The 18,950-nt window shown below is 59.0% G+C and carries 16 protein-coding genes and 2 pseudogenes; 9 read left to right on the top strand and 9 right to left on the bottom strand.

What is annotated here, in order from left to right:
• Positions 1-33: 33 nt before the first annotated feature.
• Positions 34-1,083: an NAD(P)-dependent alcohol dehydrogenase gene (locus V3W49_RS14650; RefSeq protein ID WP_500146440.1), complete on the top strand. Its 1,050-nt coding sequence runs from the start codon at positions 34-36 to the stop codon at positions 1,081-1,083.
• Between the two features lie 166 nt (positions 1,084-1,249).
• Positions 1,250-2,092, top strand: a complete 843-nt coding sequence (locus V3W49_RS14645; protein WP_500146439.1) for an SDR family oxidoreductase — start codon at positions 1,250-1,252, stop codon at positions 2,090-2,092.
• 12 nt (positions 2,093-2,104) lie between these two features.
• Here the strand turns inward: V3W49_RS14645 and V3W49_RS14640 are convergent, their stop codons facing one another.
• On the bottom strand, positions 2,105-3,001 hold the full coding sequence (locus tag V3W49_RS14640; RefSeq protein ID WP_500146437.1) for a LysR family transcriptional regulator: 897 nt from the start codon (positions 2,999-3,001) through the stop codon (positions 2,105-2,107).
• 150 nt (positions 3,002-3,151) lie between these two features.
• Between V3W49_RS14640 and V3W49_RS14635 the strand changes: the two genes are divergently transcribed.
• Positions 3,152-3,547: a (R)-mandelonitrile lyase gene (locus V3W49_RS14635; RefSeq protein ID WP_500146436.1), complete on the top strand. Its 396-nt coding sequence runs from the start codon at positions 3,152-3,154 to the stop codon at positions 3,545-3,547.
• 234 nt (positions 3,548-3,781) lie between these two features.
• A complete protein-coding gene (locus tag V3W49_RS14630) occupies positions 3,782-5,206 on the top strand; it encodes a purine-cytosine permease family protein (protein WP_500146435.1) in 1,425 nt (474 codons plus the stop codon).
• 4 nt (positions 5,207-5,210) lie between these two features.
• Here V3W49_RS14630 and hutG read toward each other — a convergent pair whose 3' ends face one another.
• Both hutG and hutI read right to left on the bottom strand, forming a co-directional pair.
• The gene (hutG, locus tag V3W49_RS14625; RefSeq protein ID WP_500146433.1) at positions 5,211-5,999 is read right to left on the bottom strand and encodes an N-formylglutamate deformylase; all 789 of its coding nucleotides are present in this window, start codon (positions 5,997-5,999) and stop codon (positions 5,211-5,213) included.
• Positions 5,996-7,228: an imidazolonepropionase gene (gene hutI, locus V3W49_RS14620; RefSeq protein WP_500146432.1), complete on the bottom strand. Its 1,233-nt coding sequence runs from the start codon at positions 7,226-7,228 to the stop codon at positions 5,996-5,998. Before hutI ends, hutG begins: the two co-directional genes overlap by 4 nt.
• Positions 7,229-7,302: 74 nt before the next feature.
• Between hutI and V3W49_RS14615 the strand changes: the two genes are divergently transcribed.
• Positions 7,303-8,661, top strand: coding sequence for a formimidoylglutamate deiminase (locus V3W49_RS14615; protein ID WP_500146431.1), 1,359 nt, complete (start codon positions 7,303-7,305; stop codon positions 8,659-8,661).
• On the opposite strand, the gene hutC is transcribed toward V3W49_RS14615, so the two are convergent.
• A complete protein-coding gene (hutC, locus tag V3W49_RS14610; protein ID WP_500146459.1) occupies positions 8,662-9,417 on the bottom strand; it encodes a histidine utilization transcriptional repressor HutC in 756 nt (251 codons plus the stop codon).
• Between the two features lie 247 nt (positions 9,418-9,664).
• Between hutC and hutH the strand changes: the two genes are divergently transcribed.
• Together hutH and hutU are read left to right on the top strand one after the other, a co-directional pair.
• Positions 9,665-11,206 (top strand): histidine ammonia-lyase, encoded by a 1,542-nt coding sequence (gene hutH / locus V3W49_RS14605; RefSeq protein WP_500146429.1) that lies wholly within the window; start codon positions 9,665-9,667, stop codon positions 11,204-11,206.
• Between the two features lie 28 nt (positions 11,207-11,234).
• Entirely contained in the window at positions 11,235-12,902 is a 1,668-nt protein-coding gene (gene hutU / locus V3W49_RS14600; RefSeq protein WP_500146428.1) for a urocanate hydratase, read from the top strand.
• Here hutU and V3W49_RS14595 read toward each other — a convergent pair.
• Positions 12,866-13,510 (bottom strand): Rpn family recombination-promoting nuclease/putative transposase, encoded by a 645-nt coding sequence (locus tag V3W49_RS14595; RefSeq protein ID WP_500146426.1) that lies wholly within the window; start codon positions 13,508-13,510, stop codon positions 12,866-12,868. The two genes, hutU and V3W49_RS14595, sit on opposite strands and share 37 nt — an antisense overlap.
• Before the next feature lie 41 nt (positions 13,511-13,551).
• Here V3W49_RS14595 and V3W49_RS14590 point away from each other — a divergent pair.
• Both V3W49_RS14590 and V3W49_RS14585 read left to right on the top strand, forming a co-directional pair.
• Positions 13,552-13,680: pseudogene (locus V3W49_RS14590) on the top strand (hypothetical protein); the annotation flags it as partial.
• Positions 13,681-13,753: 73 nt separating this feature from the next.
• Positions 13,754-14,080, top strand: a complete 327-nt coding sequence (locus tag V3W49_RS14585) for a hypothetical protein (RefSeq protein WP_500146425.1) — start codon at positions 13,754-13,756, stop codon at positions 14,078-14,080.
• Here the strand turns inward: V3W49_RS14585 and V3W49_RS14580 are convergent.
• The 4 genes and pseudogenes from V3W49_RS14580 to V3W49_RS14565 form a co-directional block, all read right to left on the bottom strand.
• A pseudogene (locus V3W49_RS14580) lies at positions 14,058-14,860 on the bottom strand (DUF4225 domain-containing protein). The gene V3W49_RS14585 and the pseudogene V3W49_RS14580 overlap by 23 nt on opposite strands.
• 437 nt (positions 14,861-15,297) lie before the next feature.
• A complete protein-coding gene (locus V3W49_RS14575) occupies positions 15,298-16,260 on the bottom strand; it encodes a sugar-binding transcriptional regulator (protein WP_138094965.1) in 963 nt (320 codons plus the stop codon).
• A 138-nt stretch (positions 16,261-16,398) separates the two neighbouring features.
• A complete protein-coding gene (locus V3W49_RS14570) occupies positions 16,399-17,172 on the bottom strand; it encodes a triose-phosphate isomerase family protein (RefSeq protein WP_500146424.1) in 774 nt (257 codons plus the stop codon).
• Complete coding sequence (locus tag V3W49_RS14565) at positions 17,163-18,914, bottom strand: dihydroxyacetone kinase family protein (protein ID WP_500146423.1); 1,752 nt, start codon at positions 18,912-18,914, stop codon at positions 17,163-17,165. The genes V3W49_RS14570 and V3W49_RS14565 overlap by 10 nt, the downstream gene beginning before the upstream one ends.
• Positions 18,915-18,950: the final 36 nt, after the last annotated feature.

The following is an 18,950-nucleotide window of genomic DNA, read 5'->3' as shown; positions in this document are numbered from 1 at the left end:
ATCATCAAAATCAACAAGCTCAGGAGCGTATTCATGAAAGTTTTAGGTTATGCCGCACAAAACGCCACCGCGCCCTTAGCGCCCTGGACCTTCGAGCGCCGCGCGAAACGACCGGACGACGTTGAAATCGAAATCCTTTATTGCGGCGTATGCCATTCCGACCTGCATCAGGCACGTAATGACTGGGGATTCAGTATGTTCCCGCTGGTACCCGGACACGAGATCATCGGCCGCGTTACGGCAACCGGCGAAAAGGCCAACAAATTTAACGTGGGCGATCTGGTCGGCGTAGGCTGTATGGTTGACTCCTGCCGGGAATGCGCACCCTGCCGTCACGGTCTGGAGCAGTACTGCGAAGAGGGTAATATCCAGACGTATAATGGCCAGGATCGGTTTGATAAACAGCCGACCATGGGTGGCTATTCACAGTCCATCACCGTAAGCGAGGATTTTGTCCTGCGCGTGCCGGAAAATCTGGATCTGAAAGGCGCTGCGCCGCTGCTGTGCGCCGGTATCACGACCTGGTCCCCTCTGCGCCACTGGAAAGTCACCAAAGAGAGCAAAGTCGCGGTGATCGGTCTGGGCGGTCTGGGCCATATGGCGCTAAAACTGGCCCATGCGATGGGTGCAGAAGTCACGCTCTTTACCCGCTCGCCCGGTAAAGAGGCCGATGCCCGTCGCCTTGGCGCACACCACGTTATTCTCTCCACCCATCCGGAACAGATGGAAACCGTGAAGGGCGCCTTCGATTTAATTATCGATACCGTACCCTACGAGCACGATATCAATCCCTATATGCCCACCCTGACCACGGATGGCACCCTGGTATTTGTCGGCCTGCTGGGCGACGTGACGCCGCCGCTCAGTACCGTCCCGATGATTCTGGGACGCCGTACCGTGGCTGGCTCCTGCATCGGTGGCATTGCGGAAACTCAGGAGATGCTGGATTTCTGCGGCAAGCACGGCATTACCGCCGATGTGGAGATGATTGATATGAAGGAGATTAACCACGCCTTCGAGCGTATGGAAAAGAGCGATGTGAAATACCGTTTCGTTATCGATATGAGCACGCTGAAGGCCTAATCCGATTTCGGGCGTGGCCGCTGGCCACGCCCGACTTTACCCGTATCCCCGGTGATACCTGGAGCCCACTGAATAACGGTACAGAAATGCCCACGCCGGGCTTCGGTGTCTGTCAGAACTCAGGCTGTCACTATGCTGAATCTGACATGAATAACGGAGACGAACAATGACGCAACGAACCTGGCTCATTACCGGCGTAAGCAGCGGCTTTGGCCGCGCGCTGGCGCAGCAGCTATTACAGAAAGGCGATCGCGTTATCGGTACGGTGCGTAAACACTCAAAGGTACAGGATCTTCTGGAGCGCTGGCCGAAGACATTTAGCGCGCCGCTACTGGAGATGGCGGACAGTACCGCCGTGCGTCGTACCGTTGATGATGCCTGGCATCAGCACGGGCGTATCGATGTGGTTATCAGTAATGCCGGTTATGGCCTGTTCGGCGCCGCCGAAGAGCTGAGCGATGACGAAATCCAGCAGATTATTGCAACCAACCTGACGGGCGCCATTCAGCTTATTCGCAGCGCCCTGCCCCATATGCGCCAGCAGGGCGGCGGCCGGATTATTCAAATCTCCTCCTACGGGGGGCAGGTGGCCTTTCCAGGTAATTCGCTGTACCACGCCACAAAATGGGGGATCGAAGGCTTTGTGGAGTCCGTGGCGCATGAAGTGGCCCCCTTCGACATTGGTATGACGCTGGTAGAGCCCGGCGGCGCCCGTACCGAGTTTCGCTATGGCAGCGCCCGCGTGGCTAAACGGATGCCGGAGTACGATACCAGCCCTGCCCATGCTTTCCTGAGCATGCTCGACCCCGCAAATGGCCTGGCGCCGGGCGACCCAGAGCGCATGGCGGCACGCATTATCGAAAGCGTGGACATCAACCCCGCACCGCTGCGTATGGTGCTGGGCTCCAAAGCCCTGCAAAACACCATCGCCGTGCTGCGCCAGCGCATCACTGATTTTGAAACCCAGCGTAAACAGGCGGCCTCCACCGACTTTCCCGACGGCGAGTAACTTTTCCGGACTCTATCGCTCACGATAGCGCAGCGCCTCCACCAGCAGGGAAAAGGCCCGGGTATGCTGCCTGCGGCTGGGATAGTAAAGATAATAGCCAGGGAACGGCTCACACCAGGACTCCAGTACCCTAACCAGACTCCCTTCCGCCAGCTCCCGCTCTACGCAGTTTTCCGGCAGGTAAATAAGCCCCATCCCCGCCATGGCGGCGGCGATGCGGTGGCGCAAATCATTGATGGTCAACTGCCCTTCCACCCTGACCCGCAGCTCTTTGCCTTCCCGGGAAAACTCCCACGGCAGCATGCCGCCCAGGGTTGGCAGACGCATATTCACGCAGCGATGATGCTGAAGATCGGCCGGCGTCTGCGGCGGCGCGTGGCGGGCAAACCAGTCGGGCGATCCTACCACTGCCATGCGCATTGGCGGGCTAACGGGAACCGCCACCATATCCTTCGCCACCTGTTCGCCCAGTCGGATACCGGCATCAAATCGGTGGCTGACAATATCCGTCAACATATTGTCCACGGTCACTTCCACATTAATTTCCGGCCACTGCGCCAGGAATCCCTGCAAGACCGGCCAGAGTATGGTATCGACCGCGTGCTCTCCGGCGGTAATGCGAATATTGCCCGCAGGCCGATCGCTCATTTCCTTTAACAGGCTAAGTTCAAGCTCAATTTCGTTAAAGTGTGGGCCAAGGCGCTCCATCAGCCGCTCGCCGGCCTGCGTAGGCGAAACGCTGCGGGTAGTTCGGGTCAGCAGGCGAATGCCCATGCGCTCTTCCAGGGCGCGCATCGAATGGCTGAGCGCCGACTGGGAAAGGCCCAGCTTAGCGGCAGCGCGGGTAAAGCTGCGCTCTCTGGCCACCACCAGGAACGCGATCAGATCGTTAAAGTTTTCTTTGAGCATGGGAACGCTCCGCAAAAAATCGCATGTCGCCCCAGTATATGCCCGGTTATGAATTTACCTCATCAGTCCATTCGTATTCTGCCCGCTAATCACCCTGTAGCGCACCTGTTACGCTTATTCCATCAACCATTCACCGATGGAGAACCTGCCATGAAAATTATCCGCAACGCCTCAATACCCTCCGTCCAGGGGCCAGAAAACTACTTTACCGGCCGGGTGCGTATTGATTCCCCATTCCAGGCTACGAAACCCGCTAAAGTAGGCGGCGCAACCGTCACCTTTGAACCCGGCGCACGTACCGCCTGGCATACCCATCCGCTCGGCCAGACGCTGATCGTCACTCACGGGAAAGGATGGATTCAGTGCGAAGGCGAAGCCATTGAAGAGATGAACCAGGGCGATATCATCTGGATCCCCGAAGGGGTAAAACACTGGCATGGCGCCACGCCGGAAAACGCCATGACCCATATCGCCATTGCCGAATCGGTCAACGGTTCGCCGGTCACCTGGATGGAGCATGTCACCGACCAACAGTACCAGAAGTAACCACATCGCCGGGCCCCAGGCCCGGCGCGAATTCCTGCCGTTACATTCCCCTACGTTATCCAATCCGCCGGTAAGATAAATTTTTAATATGACTCAGTGACTTGCCAATTTGCCCCGGCTGTGACAGTCTGCTTTTTGCTCTTGTATATACAACCATAGTCATTCGCAGATTGCGACGTTCTGCCTGTCATCATCCGACGCCTCTGGCGCAATCCATTCTGGCAAGGAGAACCTATGTCTTCTCAACCAATTCATTCCCAAACTACCAATACGCCGGGCGCCTCACTAAGGGAGTTTCGGTCTATCGATTATATTCCCCGAACGGAGCGTCACGGCCACCCCTTCAGCCAGTTCACACTGTGGTTTGGCGGCAATCTGCAAATCACGGCCATCGTTACCGGCGCGCTGGCCGTAGTGCTGGGGGGCGATGTGGTCTGGTCGCTGGTCGGTCTGCTGATCGGCCAGATTCTGGGAGCCGCGGTAATGGCGCTGCACGCTATCCAGGGCCCGCGTTTCGGCATGCCGCAGATGATAATAAGCCGGGTGCAGTTCGGCGTATATGGCGCGGTGATCCCGCTGGTGCTGGCCTGCCTGATGTATATCGGCTTTTCAGCAAGCGGTACGGTACTGGCCGGGCAGGCCATGGCGCAGTTGCTGCACGTGGGCAACAGCACCGGTATGCTGTTGTTCAGCGCCATTATTATTGTAGTGGCGGTTCTGGGCTACCGGGTGATTCATAAACTGGGCAAGCTGGCGAGCGTTATGGGAATTCTGGCGTTCGCCTGGCTATTTGTGACGCTGCTGCTTTCCAGCGATGTTGCTACGCTTTTGCACGATCGCCACTTCACACTGCCCTCTTTTTTGCTGGCGGTATCGCTTTCCGCTTCCTGGCAGTTAGCCTTCTGTCCCTATGTTTCCGACTATTCCCGCTATCTGCCTCACACCGTTTCGGCGCGGGCCGTCTTCAGCGCAGCCTTTTGCGGTACGGTGCTCGGCACTCAGGCCTCTATGACGCTGGGAGTGTTCGCCGCCGCCATTGCCGGTAACGCCTTTTCCGGCCACGAGGTCAGCTATATTGTGGGTCTGGGCAACAGCGGCGCCATGGCGATGGCTATCTATTTCGCCATCTGTTTTGGCAAGATAACCTTCACCACCATGAACGCCTACGGTAGCTTTATGTCGCTCACCACCATCGTCTGCGGCTTTCGGAAAACCACCACCATCAGCCAGAGAACGCGTACGCTGTTTGTGGTGGTCATGGTCAGCCTTTCCTGCGCCATCGCCCTGCTAAGCGAACCGAACTTCCTGAAAAGCTTCACCCACTTTCTGCTGTTGCTGCTGGCCTGTTTCATTCCCTGGAGTGCCATAAGCCTGATGGACTACTACCTGATTTCAAAAGGAAAGGTGGATATTCCAGCCCTGAGCGACCCTCACGGCCGCTACGGACGCTGGAATGGTTACGGCATAACGGTTTATCTGCTGGGGCTGGCGATCCAGGTGCCGTTTATCGCTAACGCATTCTGGCAGGGGCCGCTGACCTGGCTGTTCGGCGGCAACGATATCTCCTGGATTATCGGCTGGTTCTTTACCGCCATTCTCTACTACAGCCTGCGGCGTTTTGACCGCCGCCGGTTGCCGGAGCAAACCCGGCTACCCTGACGTTTTAGAAATCGCCACCATTTGCCAGCCTGTCCAGAAAGGCCCTGAGCAACGGTTTTAGCGCATTAGCCCTCTCATCGTTCATATCGAACGGGGCGCTTTCACGCATATAGTTGCACTGGGCCAGTTCGACCTGAACCGCATACTGACGGTGGGCTGGGGAGCCGTACTGGCGAGTGATATAGCCGCCCTTAAAGCGACCATTGAGTACAGTGCGGTACTGCGGATACCGGTTGCAGAGTTCCACCAGCGCCTGCGCCATGGCGGGCGGGCAGCTCTTACCATCGTTGGTGCCCAGATTGATATCAGGTAACTTTCCATCAAACAGCCGCGGAATCACCGAAGCGATAGAATGGGCATCATAGAGCACCACGTAGCCATGCCGCTGTTTAATGCGCGCCAGCTCCGCCTGGAGCTGCTGGTGATAAGGCTGCCAGATCTCCGCCAGCCAGCGCTGACGACAGTCGGTATCCGGCTCCTTTCCCGGGCGCCAGGCGGGCGTGCCGTCGAACAGCGTCTGCGGAAACAACCCGGTGGTGGCGGTGGCATAGAGCGGCGTGTCATCCGGCGCCCGGTTAAGATCGACCACAAAGCGCGAATAGCGGCCGCGAATAATGCTGGCCCCCAGCCCGGCGGCAAAGTCATAGAGTTCAGGGATATGCCAGTCGGTATCCGGCAGGGGCAGCGCTTCGGGGCTAAGCCCCTGCTCTGCTTCCGGCGTCAGTCGGGTACCGGCATGGGGAATGCTGACCAGCAGCGGCGCGCTTCCCTGGTGAAAATCGTACGCCATCATCGCAGTTCTCCTCTGTAGACCACCTCGCACGGCAGGGTGCCGCCGAGCCAGTACACCAGCCCGGCGGGCTCAGTGATATTCCAGTGCACAAAATCCGCCACCTTCCCCGGTTCAAGGGTACCGTGGCTGTCCTGCAGGCCGAGCGCCCTGGCGGCATTAAGGGTAACGCCAGCCACCGCCTCTTCCGGCGTCAGCCCAAACAGGGTACAGCCCATATTGAGCATCAGCCGCAGCGACAGCGCCGGGGAGGTGCCGGGGTTAAGATCGCTTGCCAGCGCCATCGGCACCTTATGCTGCCGGAAGCCCGCCACCGGGGGATGCTGCGTTTCACGCATCAGATAAAAAGCGCCGGGCAGCAGTACCGCCACGGTGCCATGCTCCGCCATCGCGCGAATATCTTCATCCGTGGCATATTCCAGATGATCGGCGGACAGCGCCTGATAGCGCGCCGCAAGTCCCGCTCCGCCCAGCGCCGAGAGCTGTTCAGCATGGAGCTTAACCGGCAGTCCCAGCTTGCGGGCCGCATCGAACACCCGCTCCACCTGAGCGGGGGAAAAGGCCAGATGTTCGCAGAAAGCGTCCACCGCATCGGCCAGACCGGCGGCGTGAACTTCCGGCAGCAGTTCATCGCACACCACCTGGATCCAGCCATCGGGATGGTCGCGATACTCCGGTGGCACCGCATGGGCCGCCAGACAGGTGGTCACCACCTCTACCGGCATCCGTTCCCCCAGACGACGCGCAGCCTGCAACATACGCAGTTCAGTCGGTTTATCCAGGCCGTATCCGGACTTGACCTCCACCGTAGTAACGCCGTCCGCCATCAGTAGCGCCAGCCGCTCCCGGGCCAGTTCAACCAGAGTTTCCAGACTGGCTTCCCGGGTGGCACGTACCGTGGAAAGAATACCGCCGCCACGGGCCGCGATATCGGCATAGCTCACGCCGTTAAGCCGCTGTTCGAATTCGGTACTGCGGTCGCCGCCAAATATCAGATGGGTATGGCAGTCGATAAAACCGGGCGTCACAATACCTCCTGTAAAACGGTGACGACAGGACGGGTTAAACCGGGACGCCTCCTGTTCCGGGCCGATCGCGACTATCTTTCCTTGCGTCACGGCGATAAAACCATCACGAATGATATTCCAGGCGCCGTCGCGCATGGTGACCAGGTCCGCGCCGCTCCAGAGCGAATCACACTCATTGCCGACTTCATTGAATTGTGCCGCCATATCGCCTCTCGATGATTTACAGTGCGCCATAGTGTATGTATATGTATATACAACTAAGGCGGCGAGGATCAACCATGACCCGATATTTTGTGGAGCGCGCCCTTCTGGGCGACCGGTTAGACAACGACGTAGCGATTGAGGTTAATCACGATGGCTATATCGAAACCGTTACCCCTGACGCCAGTCCGCAGGGAGCCATCCGGCTTCCGGGCGTCATGATTCCCGGCCTCGCCAACCTGCACTCTCACGCCTTCCAGCGGGCAATGGCCGGCCTGACCGAAGCCGCCGCCGACGACAGCGACAGCTTCTGGACCTGGCGCGACCGGATGTATCAGTTGCTCAGCGCCATGACGCCGGAACAGGTAGGCGTCATCGCACGCTATCTTTATATTACGATGCTGAAAGGGGGCTATACCCAGGTCGCTGAATTCCACTATCTGCACCACGCGCCGGACGGTACCCGCTATACCCGCGACGATATGCTGCACCAGCTTATTCTGGCTGCAAAGGAAAGCGGGATAGGGATAACGCTACTGCCCGCGCTTTACAGCTGGTCCGGCTTTGGCGAACAGCCGCCGGAAGCGGGTCAGCGCCGTTTTATTCACTCGACCGACGACTATCTGCAACTTCACTCCCGGCTGACATCGGCCATCCGCGATGAGCGGCTCATCAATCACGGCGTCTGCTTTCATTCGCTACGCGCCGTTAGCGAGCGGCAGATCGATGAGGTACTGCGCAGTGTAGGGGCAGCTCTTCCGGTGCATATTCATATCGCGGAGCAGGAAAAAGAGGTGCGGGCCTGCCAGGCCTGGTCGGGTCAGACACCGGTGGCCTGGCTGCTGGATCATGCGCCGGTGGATGAACGCTGGTGCCTGGTGCATGCCACCCATATGACCCGTCAGGAAACCGAAGCCCTGGCGCGTAGCGGCGCGGTGGCAGGGCTATGCCCCACCACCGAAGCCAGCCTGGGAGACGGCCTGTTTCCCGCTACCGACTACCTGCGCTGTGGTGGTCGCTGGGGCATTGGTTCGGATAGCCACGTATCACTAAGCGTGCTGGAAGAGTTGCGCTGGCTGGAATACGGCCAGCGCCTGCGCGACAGGCAGCGAAACCGACTGGCGACCCGGACGCACCCCATGGTCGGGAATCTGCTGCTGTCTCAGGCGGCGGCGGGCGGCGCCCGGGCCTGCGGCATTCACAGCGGCGCTCTGGCGCCAGGTTTGCGCGCCGACTGGCTGCTACTGGACAACGCCGCCTGGCTGGGCGCCTGCCCCGAAGCGCATGTCGTGAACCGCTGGCTGTTCGCGGGCGATCTCACCGCCATCCGCCACGTCTGGGTCGCCGGCAGGCCCGTGATTCATGATGGCGCGCATCCGCAGGAAGCACAGGCGGCCCGCGACTTTACCCGGGTGATGAAGGAGTTAAGCGTTTAGTCAGTTATGGTCGCGAAATTTGCCCAACAGCTTATAGCGGGTGCCGGGATAGAGCAGGCGAGCGCCGGTCACCGCATGGTTGCCGCTCCATGTCTGGCGGCGTACCAGCAGGCAGGGTTCCCGGGCATCAATCATCAGCGTCTTCTGCTGGAAGGCATCGGGCATCACCGCTTCCACCACATGTTCCCCGGCGGAAAGTGGCGCCACCTGCATCAGGTAGGTATAAGGCGTGATGGCCTGGTAATCCTGCTTCAGGTAGTCGGGCGCCATAACAGGATTGACCAACCGATCCTCCAGCTGAACCGGAATGCCATCTTCATAGTGCACAATCTGCGAGTGAAACAGGGGCTGGCCCGGCGCGACGCCCGGCATGGTCAGCCGCTCGCCGTCCGCCTGTACTTCTTCCAGCGTCAGTAACCGGCTGGTGTGCTCATGACCGCGCAGGGCTATCTCTTCAGCAATATTGTGTACTTCCAGCATCGCCGTATAGCCTTTGCTTTCCGCCACAAAGGTACCCACGCCCTGCATACGCACCAGATAGCCTTCGCTGGTCAGCTCACGCAAGGCGCGATTAATGGTCATACGGCTGACCCCCAGCTCGTTGACCAGCTCGCTTTCCGAAGGGATACGCTGATGAGGCTGCCAGTGGCCGGCGCGAATCTGGGTAATAATCGCCTGCTTAACCCGCAGGTAGATAGGCGCGGGCTGCTGGCCCATAGCGCTGGCTAACTGAGAAACGGCGGACTGGCTGGTCATTGGCTTACCCTGATGCAGAATATAATGCCAGTGTACTGGCTGCCCGCCAGGATGTATAGACATCTGATGCTTCTGCGCAGGTGAATCTTACCGACATTTCCCCGCCGATAGCCCCTTTTTCACGGCAGAATCTCTCCGTGTGATCCCGCTCGCGCCTGGTTGTATAGACAAGATAATACAAATATGCTTGACTCAAAAATAACCGCCCCCAGGAGGGCAGGGCCTTAGTCTCGAAACAGGAGTGATTATGTCATCTGTCGAATGCTGCCTGACGCCCGGAGAGGTCAGTCTGGCAACCCTGAAAGCTATCTACCACGGCGAGGTCACGCTGACCCTGGCCGATAGCGCCTGGCATAACGTGAATACCGCACGGCGTACGGTGGATGAGATTGTCGATGCCGGGCGGGTGGTTTACGGCATCAATACCGGCTTTGGCAAACTGGCCCAGACCACCATCCCTCACGAGCGACTGGCCGAATTGCAGCGTAATCTGATCCTGTCACACAGCGTCGGGCTGGGGGCGCTGTTGCCGGATAGCGTAACGCGTCTGGTAATGGCCACCAAAATCATCAGTCTGGCACGGGGCCACTCCGGCGTACGTCCAGAGCTTATCGAAATGCTGCTTGCCCTGTATAACGCGGGCATCATGCCCTGCATTCCGGAGAAAGGATCGGTGGGCGCCTCCGGCGATCTGGCGCCGCTGGCTCACCTGTCGCTGATGCTGCTGGGGCTGGGCGAGGTTCGGGATAACGGGCGGATGGTTCCTGCCCGGGAAGCGCTGGCCAGAGTCGGGCTAAGTCCGATAGAGCCCGGCCCCAAAGAGGGTCTGGCGTTGCTGAACGGCACCCAGGTTTCAACAGCGCTGGCTCTGCGCGGTCTGTTCGAAGCCGAAAACCTGTTTGCCGCCGGGCTGGTTTCCGGCGCGCTATCGCTGGAGGCGATCAAAGGCTCAGTGCGCCCGTTCGACGCCCGCATTCACCAGGCCCGCGGCCAGCACGGCCAGATAGCGGTGGCGAAAGCGGTTTCTTCGTTACTGACCGGCAGCGCAATCCTTACTTCCCACGCCAACTGCGGCCGGGTTCAGGATCCCTACTCCATTCGCTGCATCCCCCAGGTGATGGGCGCCTGTCTGGATAATCTGCGCCACGCCGCCAGAGTACTGCAAACCGAGGCGAACGCTGCTTCAGATAACCCGCTGGTGTTCAGCGATGACGGCGATGTGATCTCCGGCGGCAACTTCCACGCCGAGCCCGTCGCCTTTGCCGCGGACATTATCGCGCTGGCGGTTGCGGAGATCGGCGCTATCTCCGAACGGCGCCTGGCGCTGCTGCTGGACAGCGCGCTTTCCGGGCTGCCGCCGTTTCTGGTCAACGACGGCGGCGTCAATTCCGGTTTTATGATAGCCCAGGTCACCGCCGCGGCGCTGGCTTCCGAGAATAAATCACTGGCTCATCCCGGCAGCGTGGACAGCCTTCCCACCTCCGCCAACCAGGAAGATCACGTCTCGATGGCGACCTGGGCCGCACGCCGTCTGGGCGAAATGTGTTTCAACAGCGCAGCGGTGGTTGGCATTGAAGCCATGGCCGCAGCCCAGGGCATCGATTTCCACCGACCGCTCCGGAGCTCGGCGCTACTGGAAACGGAGCTGGCCACCATTCGCCATCATGTGCCTTTCCTGGAGCAGGATCGCCTGCTGGCGCCGGAACTCGATGTGATGCGCCAGTGGGCCAGCCGCAGCGCCTGGCCTGAGGTAATTACCGCCATTCTGCCCTCCGTAACCGAAGGATAACTCTATGTCTGACTCCCGGAAATTGACGATGAATCGCGAAATCAGAGCGCCGCGCGGCGGTGAACTTCACTGTGAAAACTGGCTGATCGAGGCGGCATACCGCATGATTCAGAACAACCTGGATCCCGATGTGGCCGAACGACCGGAAGATCTGGTGGTGTACGGCGGTATTGGCAAGGCAGCCCGCAACCCGGAATGCTTTGACCAGATTCTGGCGACGCTAAGACGCCTGAAAGCCGATGAAACGCTGCTGGTGCAGTCCGGCAAGCCAGTTGGGGTTTTCCGTACCCACACCGACGCACCCAGGGTGCTTCTCGCCAACTCCAACCTGGTTCCCCACTGGGCCACCTGGGAACACTTTCACGAGCTCGATCGGGCCGGGCTGATGATGTATGGCCAGATGACAGCGGGCTCCTGGATCTATATTGGCGCCCAGGGCATTGTGCAGGGCACCTTCGAAACCTTTGTCGAGGCCGGGCGCCAGCACTACGGCGGCGATTTGACCGGACGCTGGATCCTGACCGCCGGTCTGGGCGGCATGGGCGGCGCCCAGCCGCTGGCCGGGGTACTGGCGGGAGCCTGCGTACTGGCTATTGAATGTCAGGAGTCGCGCATCGATTTCCGGCTGCGTACCCGCTATCTTGACCATAAGGTCGACACTCTGGACGAAGCCCTGGCGCTTATCGACAAAGCCACCCGGGCCGGCGAGGCTATCTCGGTGGGGCTGCTGGGTAACGCTGCTGAAATTATGCCGCAACTGGTGGAACGCGCGAAAAACGGCGGGCCCAGGCCGGATATCGTCACCGACCAGACCTCGGCTCACGACCCGCTAAACGGCTATCTGCCGGCGGGATGGAGCGTAGCGCAGTGGCGTGAACGACAGCGCACCGATCCTGCGGCGGTCGAGGCTGCCGCCCGGGCATCGATGGCTGAACACGTGCGGGCGATGCTGGCATTTCACCATATGGGGATTCCCACCATCGACTACGGCAACAATATCCGCCAGGTAGCGCTGGAAGAGGGGGTAACAAACGCCTTTGACTTCCCCGGTTTCGTGCCTGCCTGCATCCGTCCGCTATTCTGCGAAGGCAAAGGGCCATTCCGCTGGGTCGCGCTTTCTGGCGACCCTGAAGATATCTACAAAACCGATGCAAAGTTAAAAGAACTGTTCCCGGACAACCGCAATCTGCACCGCTGGCTGGATATGGCCAGAGAACGTATCGCCTTCCAGGGACTGCCGGCCAGGATTTGCTGGCTGGGGCTGGGGGAACGACACCTGGCGGGGCTGGCCTTTAACGAGATGGTGCGCAACGGCGAGCTGAAGGCGCCGGTAGTGATTGGCCGCGACCATCTCGACTGCGGCTCCGTGGCCTCGCCAAACCGGGAAACCGAAGCGATGAAAGACGGCTCCGACGCCGTGTCCGACTGGCCGCTGCTGAACGCGCTGCTTAACACCGCAGGTGGCGCCACCTGGGTCAGCCTGCACCACGGCGGCGGCGTTGGGATGGGCTTCTCGCAGCATGCCGGGGTGGTTATCGTCTGCGACGGCAGCGATGCCGCGGATGCCCGGCTGTCCAGGGTACTGTGGAACGATCCCGCTACCGGGGTAATGCGCCACGCCGACGCGGGATACGATATCGCCGTCGACTGCGCTCAGCGTCACCATCTGGACTTGCCGATGGTGAACCGGCAATAACGCCTGATGGAAGCAGACCCCGGACGGGGTCTGCAATCTTTACTGGCGAATCTGCCGCAACGCCTGTTCAGACAAACCGGTAACTTCGGCAATCTCCGCCAAGACATCTCCATCTTTAACAGACTGCGGGCCACATCCTGCATGGCCTCCAGGCGTCCTTGTTCCAGTGCCTGCGCTATCGTCATAAACTCCTCCCTGTGTTGTGGCGTCCGGTGCGCCAGTTCCTTCACAAAGGCTACCGGTTCAACAGTATTCGCAGTATGCAACATCCAGTGCATCAACGCTGTTAACCGCGCCTGTGTAGTGTATCCCTCCTCCAGCAGGCAGACCAACGGTTCGATCACAGCCATAAGATCCCGGATATGACTGTGCTTGAGCAGCAGTTCCAGCATCGCCATGCGTTTGTGCTTCATGATGTCGTCATCGTCCAGCGCCCCCACATCAACCAGAGGGAAGCTTCCGTTGTATAGCTGGCGTGCAACCTCCGGTTCGTTAAACAACTCCAGCCAGTTCAACGTATAGGGCCAGGGCGTGGCGCGCCCATGGCAGAACAGTATCTGCACCACCAGCGGTAACCGCTCATGGCCGGCATCCAGATGGCGCTGCATTGCAGCAATGGCATACCTCAACAGCCGGAAAGCCATATGTCTGTCTGTTTGCGCTGGACGTGGCGGCACGCCACCGGGTGCAGTTCTCGATGCGGGGCGCCGATGCTGTGGCCCTGCTCAGACAGAATGCTGGCGGTAGGCTGCCCGGGACACGAGAAAATGACAAATAATTCGCGTACACTGGGCCTGGTCATAGTGCTGCATTTATATGCTCGGCTGAACCTATCACCCGGGAGAGACAGTATGCCACTACAGGATGATGAGCTGTTGCAATCTGGTTTCACCAGGAAAGACATTGAGAAAATCAAGTCTCATCAGGCCAGGGGAGATTCCCAGGATACAGTTCTGAAAGAGCTGAGTAACCATTTCAGAGCGCTGACCTGGATTGCAGCCGGAATGATGGTTGTAATATTGCTGACCATCATTTTCGGCAGCGTCACTCATGTAATTTCGATTGTTATTGCCTCGTTCTTCCTTCTTATCATACTGGTATGTGTCATGCCGGTCGGACTGGGGTACAAGTCGTGGAAACTCCGGCGTTCGCATTTCACCAACTCTGATTATCGTTAGTCAGGTTCTCAAGAACCACCTTCGCACTGACTCCCCAGCCAACGACTTTCATGGCCAGTTTTGGCCGGGGCATGGTATCCACCTTCCGGTAGTAATCCCGTGGCACGTATCGAAACAAACGCCAGGCCTCCGGTCGGCCGACTAAGCCAAATACGCTGTAGACGTTCGCCGCCAGCGTTACAGCATTGAATCCCCCCAAACCCGACATCACGGCTGAAGCCCATAAATTCAGCAACCGACATGGCTCTATCGGCAAGAATACCTTCTGAAGTGGGCTCATTCAGGAACTGGTGAGCCACCTCTCTTGATACCGTATTGGCAGCATCCGCAGCCAGAACGGCACCGGCCAGAACACCCATCGGCGTCATAGATGCGTTCATGACTCCCCCAGAACAGCCTGAACGACAGCCAGTACGACTTTGATACCAGAGATAAAATAGCCGACAACCTTATTGTTCTCTGTTACATACTTTATTTCAGCATAAATACGAGCATAGCCAGTCCGCAGCATTCGTGACTGTTGCTGCAGGTTTTTACCTTCTTCTCTGAGTCGATTCAGGCAAAGTATGCATTCTTCATCCGTCCGGGCCGCCTTGCGAACTCAAACTGCTGCGTGATGACATGTCGGATTTCATTCACAAACTGAGTACGAGTGAGCGAGTCTCCCAGATGCATTGACGCCAGCGTATTTGCAGTATTAACCAACGTCCGGGCTTCCAGGTTGATCATGGTTTCAGCCCACTGCCGCCGATTCTGTCCGGGGAAAAGTGCAATATCCATCAGTCATCCTTCTGGTTTGCATGTGCACATGCTTAATCACTGAATCTTGTGATGCAAGGGGCTCCAGATATGTTAGGGATTGCGAACATGCGCCTTCGTTTTCCTGTCTGCTGTAAGAACTAGCGGTTGACCTGTTCTCCGCTGATTGACACACGACAAAGTTAGTAAGGACCACTCGGCGGTAAGAACAATTTCGTAATTCCACTTTTCACTCAAAACTGCCTGTCTAAAAGGGGGGGCATCACCCCGGCACAGTCCCCTGAAGGAATGGCTATTCCGTTCACCGTCAATGTTAGCTTTTTTCCGGGCTGTGATAACATCTCAGGGTCATTTTTCAGGCGTTCTGCCACGTGCCAGGAATGCCTGTATCCGCACATTACCGGTTTTGCGCGACCGATTCAGAACAATAATCACCGCCTCTGAAAAGATACACAGAATTACTGCGTCACACTCAAAATCGTTCTGATATTGCGGGCGCTGGTGGCGATAACGTCGATGGCGCCGGTACGCAGCGCCCCCATAATCGCCATCGCTTTGGTGCTCTCGGAAGCAATGGCGATAACGCAGGGGATCTGGCGCAGCTCTTCCACGCTCAGGCCAATAACCCTATCATCCATCACCGTATGCACGTGCTGACCCTGAGCGTTAAAAAAGTCATAGCCTGCGATATCGCCAATCACCCCCTGGTTCAGGCTGGCGTCGTTAATCTCCTGAGGCGTGAACCAGCCCAGTTTCACCATATAGCTGTCTTCGTTCATATCACCGATGCCCACCAGCGCAATATCCGCCTTCCGCGCCCGGTCCAGAGTCTCTTTAATGGTGCCGTTGCGCAGCAGCGCCGACTTCAGTTCGGTATTTTCCACATAGGCCGGCGCATAAAGCGATTCGCTACTGCCGCCGAATTTTTTGGCCAGCAGGCGGCTGATATGGTCGGCGTTAATCACATCACCGGGACGGTGGGTACCGCCGATGCCGCAGATAAATCGACAGTCTTTCGGCTGTACCGTGCTGGTGTACTCCGCCACCGCCGCCACGTTGCGCCCCTGGCCCACCGTGACCACCATATTGTCGCGCAGCGAGGCCGCCAGATAGCCGGAAACCAGCGCCGCCACCTGGCGACGCTGTTCGTCTTCATCGTTATGATCCAGCGCGATCAGCGCACGCTTCACGGAGAAACGCTCTTTTAACTGCTTTTCCAGCTGAGTGCTGAACACCGGATGGTAGCGAACATTGATCTCAACAATGCCCTCTTCCTTCGCGCGTTTCAGCAAACGCCCCACCTTGATACGTGAAAAGCCGAAACGTTTGGCGATCTCTTCCTGGGTTACCTCATCGCAGTAGTATGCGATGGCGATCTCCGTCAGTAATTCGTAATCCTTTGAGTCGTTGGATCTATCCATACGGGCTGCGATCTCCACGTAGTGAAATTGTCAGGGTGATGAACATTTGCCAAAAACTATACCAGATAACGGATCGGCAGAGGATGATCGCACCGACAATCCCCGTGCAGACAAGCAGTTAACCTAACCAGCGCCGATTTAAAGCGCGCCGGAAAGCGCGGCCGCTTCGTCAAGAATAGCGCGGTAGGCCTCGGGCTGATGAGCGAAGCGCCCCAGGAACAGGCCGTCGACATCCGGCCACAGCTGACTTAACAGCCCCGGCCCGGCGCTGCCGCCGTAAATTACCCGGTGAGGATCCGGCGTATTTTCCTGTAACCACGCCCGCAGCCCGGAACAAACCGTGCGAATATAGTCATCCCCGGCTGGCTGAGGTGCGCCAATAGCCCACTGAGGTTCCCAGGCGAATATCACAGCGCCCTGTGGCGTCGTTCCCGGCTCGCCCAGTACCTGGCGGGCCTGTTCGATAGCGATCCGGGTCGCGTCAATGGGGCTAAGGCGTTCAGGTTCACCGATGCAGACCACCGGCGTCAGGCCGTGCTGAAGCGCGATATTCACCTTACGCTGAATCACTTCATCACTTTCAAAGAAGTTGCGCCGCCGTTCGGCATGACCAATTTCCACATAACGGCAGCCCATCTCCCGCAGCATGGAGGCGCTGACTTCGCCGGTCCAGGCGCCCGGCGGCTCCGAAGAGACATTCTGGGCACCTATGCCCATGGTCGTCCCCTGAAAAGCCTGCAATGCACCTTCAATGACGGGCGCCGACGGAAAGGTAAACAGCGTGGCCTGCCCCTCCTGCTGCGTCAGCGGGTGGCTGGCGATAATTCCCGCCACCGCCCGACACCACTCCAGCGTCTGCTGATAGCCGAAGTACATCTTCATACTTGCGCCGATAACCGGTTTCAGCGACATACCATGCCCCCCGTTTCGAATTCTTGATTCATGCAGCGGCCCACGGCCAGAATAATCTGCGCCAGTGAAACGGCGCCGGCATCCGGTGTTCCTTTACTGCGCTCCGCCAGCGGTCGGGCGCGCCCGATTTTAGGCACCATATCTGCCGTCTCCCGGGCGCTACGCTCCGCGACATCGGCGGCACACCCCCAGGCTTCTGCAAGCGATACCCCCCTGGAGGCCTGCTGATTCAACGCTTCGCTAAACGGCAGCAGCACATCTACCAGCGTCTTATCACCAGGACGCGCTTTACCAAAGTGCATCACACCGTCGCAGGCCCGGGTAATGGCCTGCGCCACCACCAGAGTATCTGGCTGGCGCTCATTGCCCAGCGTAGTGCCGATGGTGTTCAGAATCACGCCCCAGATAGCGCCGGAGGTTCCCCCGGCTTTGTCTGCCCAGGCATCGGCGGCCTGTTGCAGCACGCTGCCCGCCCCGGCGCCGCGTTCCAGCGCCTGGCGCGCCTGCTCCCGGGCGGCTCGCACGCCGCGCTCCATCCCAATGCCATGGTCGCCGTCGCCCGCCACGGCATCTATACGCCCCAACTCTTCGGCATTTTCGATAATCGTTTCCGCCAGCACATCCACCATTCCAGCAATCCGTACCGCGCACTGCCGGGATTCGGCGCTGGCTTCCGGCAGCGGCGGCGCCTGATTTTCACACTCCACGCCTGCAGGCAGCGGCTCTTCGGTAAAGCGCGATCCCTTACGGAATGCCGCACTGTAAGCAGGTGCCTGCCATAGCCCTTCCAGCTCCTCATTCAGCCAGAACAGCGTCAGGGAAAGCCCCGCCATATCAAAGCTGGTGACAAACTCTCCGACCTGGGGATCGACGACCTCAATCCCGTTTTGTGCCAGTTCTTCCGCCACGCTGTGCCACAATACAAATAGCTCTTCATATTTCACCGATCCCAGGCCGTTCAGAATCGCCCCCACCCGGGCGCCCTTTGCCTGCGGCACCGTAGAAGGCACATCGCGCAGCAAATGCTCCACCAGCCGATGAGCCAGCTCACTGGCGGTGCCGATCGGCATTTCGCTGATGCCCGGCTCACCGTGAATTCCCATGCCGAAGGCCATCTGCCCCTCCGGGATGGTAAACAGCGGCTGCCCGGCGCCAGGCAGTTTACAGCCAGAGAACGCCACGCCAATGGTGCGGGTGCGCTGGTTGGCGAGACGCGCCGCCGCCAGCACCTGTTCCAGAGTATCGCCACGCTCCGCAGCGGCGGCGGCGGCCTTGAACACCACCAGATCGCCCGCCACCCCGCGTCGTTTCTCTTCTTCGCCGGCGGCGGCGCTTGAGATGTCATCGGTGATGGCAATCACTTCACAGGGGATCCCTTCAGCGATCAGCCGCTCCCGGGCCAGACCGAAGTGCAGTACATCGCCGGCATAGTTACCAAAGGCCAGCAACACCCCACCGCCGTTGTTGGCAGCCCGGGCCACTGAACAGATTTGCTGAGCAGACGGCGAGGCGAACAGATTTCCCATCGCCGCGCCGTGAGCCAGCCCCTGACCAACCAGACCGGCGAACGCCGGATAATGGCCGGAGCCGCCGCCGACCACAACGGCGACGGTGCCCGGTTTGCTGCGGGTACTACGTACCACGCCGCCGGGAACCTGACGAACAATGGCGGCATTGGCACTGACGAAGCCTGAAACCATCTCTTTGGCGAAATCGGACGGGTGATTAAAAAGCCATGTCATAACGCTGCTCTCCTGCCTGTCTCTTCTGTCTGTATG

The organism is Rosenbergiella sp. YN46, assembly GCF_036620675.1.
Lineage (GTDB): Bacteria > Pseudomonadota > Gammaproteobacteria > Enterobacterales > Enterobacteriaceae > Jejubacter.
This window is presented reverse-complemented; position numbering and strand designations above follow the sequence as displayed.